The sequence below is a fragment of the Novosphingobium aquimarinum genome (assembly GCF_009746585.1).
In the GTDB taxonomy this organism is placed as follows: domain Bacteria; phylum Pseudomonadota; class Alphaproteobacteria; order Sphingomonadales; family Sphingomonadaceae; genus Novosphingobium; species Novosphingobium aquimarinum.
In genome coordinates this window covers 1-2,228 of the sequence record NZ_WRPO01000056.1, presented here as the reverse complement: position 1 = coordinate 2,228, position 2,228 = coordinate 1, and the positions used below count along the sequence as shown (strand labels likewise).

Genomic DNA, 2,228 nt, shown 5'->3' with positions numbered 1-2,228 from the left:
AGTGCGCCTCGCGCGCATATGACTGGAATGCAAAGGAGAAAGGAGGAATTGAACGAATGCCTTGCCCTCTGCTGTGAGGGGGCATGAGCCCAAGCGGCGGTGACCTGCTGTCAACTGGCAGGGTGACGTAGCCCGCAGGTAAAGGGGATTGAGGCGAAGCCGTTACGCCAAGATGGTCCCCGAGGCTGTAGCGCTGGAAGGTTGAGGAACACGAACCGGTTAATCCGCATCCGAGGGCTGAAATGTCGCCTTCGCCTACACGGCTTAACAGGCGGAATGCTGATGATGGCGCCGGAGATGTATGCTGGCGAAATCCGAGCGCAGGCAAAGACGTAGGTCGCCTGCGGGGCGTCATGGAGAGAACGCAGCCAGACCATGGCATCGGCATCGACTTGCGGGACGCAAGGACAAGGACTGCGACCGGCAGCCTCCCCAGCGCGTGAAAGTCCAGCATATGAACGAGGGAAGGTATGATGGAATGCCAAGGGAGTTGGCCCCGATGTCCATCATGCTGGCGGAGTCCCCGTAGTAGTCCGCGACAGGGAAAGCCTGTCACATGGCGAAGGGGGACAGTTCAATCTGCTTGAAGTGCAAACTACCTGACCAAACGAGGTGAAGACCTTTGATAATCAGTGAAATGCAGCACAAGCTCGCGACATGGGCCGAGAGCGATCCGAACCGCAGGTTTGATCGGCTTCTCCGGCTCATTGCTGACAGAGCGTGGCTTGCCGAGGCGGCTCGGATCGTGCTGGCGTCGAGTGGCGCCAAGACGCCGGGCATAGACGGAATGGACAAGCAACGGATGCAGGACGGATTGGCAGAACATCTGGCCAGCCTGCGGACGGACTTGCTGACGGGGAATTACACCCCGCAGCCGGTCAGGCGAATCTATATCCCGAAAGCCAATGGCAAGAAACGACCTCTGGGTATCCCGACCCTGAAAGACCGCATCGTCCAACGTGCGATGCTGATGGCCATGGAGCCGATCTGGGAAAGCGACTTCCATCGCCTCTCCTACGGCTTCCGGCCGGAACGCAGCGTGCATCACGCTGTCCGGACAGTGAAGATACAGTTGCAGGATAGTGGCGCCGGAAAGCGGGGCCGCTGGATCATCGAAGGTGATCTGGCGAGCTACTTCGACACGGTCCACCACCGGCTTCTGCTTCGCTGTGTCCGGCGGCGTATCCGGGATGATCGGTTCGTCGATCTGCTCTGGCGGTTCCTGAAGGCAGGCCACATCGACCGTGGCTTGTTCGTCGCCTCGAGCGAAGGTGTTCCGCAAGGCGGCGTGTTGTCGCCGCTCCTGTCCAACATTATGCTCCATGAGTTTGATGCGTGGCTGGAGGCGAAATACCTGAGCGCCAAGGCGCGAAAGGATCGCTGGGCATGGAACTTCGGCATCCAGCAGGGACGCCCCATCACGGTTCGCGAGAACCGGCAATGGAAACCTGCTGTCGCCTACTGCCGTTACGCCGACGACTTCGTCGTCATCGTCAAGGGCACCAAGGCACATGCCGAGGCCATCCGCGAGGAATGCCGGGCCTTTCTGGAAGACGGCCTGAAGCTGACGTTGAATATGGACAAGACCCATATCACCCACGTCGACGACGGGTTCGTGTTCCTCGGGCACCGGATTATCCGCAGGCGGGGATCGAGCGGACGCATGTCCGTGGTCTCGACTATACCCAAGGAGAAAGCCAAGACCTTCGCTCGCCGACTGGTCGAGGCGCTCTCCGGCAATCATGAGGTTGCCGCGGTGGACATGATCGCCAGCCTGAACCGCCAACTGGCGGGTTGGGCCGCGTTCTACAGGTTCACCGACTTCACGGCGCGCATATTCCGGCGCATCGACACTGTCGTGTTCTGGAAAATGGCGCACTGGTTGGCGCAGAAGTACCGGTCCCGCATCAAGCCCTTGATGCGCAAATGGTACCGCGTGCCGGAAATCGGCCAATCAAAGACGTGGCTGATCTACGGCCGAAGCAATCAGGGCAATGCCGTCGGCAAGGCGCTGCGACGACTGGTCACCAGCCAGAAGATGCAGTTCCGATGGCGGAACCCGGAGCGAAACCCCTACATCTTCAGGGACGAACTCCGAAACACCGTCACTTCCCGCTATCATGACGTCGCCATGGCCATGGGCCAAGGTTGAATGGAGAGCCGTATGCGCTGAAAGGTGCACGTACGGTTCGGGGAGGGGAAGCGCTTATGCGCTTCCTACTCCACTC

1 protein-coding gene is annotated in these 2,228 nt (G+C 60.0%); it reads left to right on the top strand.

The window, feature by feature from the left end; all coding sequences use genetic code 11:
* Window positions 1-637: 637 nt before the first annotated feature.
* Window positions 638-2,152, top strand: a complete 1,515-nt coding sequence (ltrA, locus tag GQO94_RS20720) for a group II intron reverse transcriptase/maturase (RefSeq protein ID WP_156843259.1) — start codon at window positions 638-640, stop codon at window positions 2,150-2,152.
* The last annotated feature ends 76 nt before the right edge of the window (window positions 2,153-2,228 follow it).

Coding starts and splice junctions, on each gene's coding strand:
- ltrA (WP_156843259.1), top strand. CDS start 638: ATGCAGCACAAGCTCGCGACATGGGCCGAGAGCGATCCGAACCGCAGG.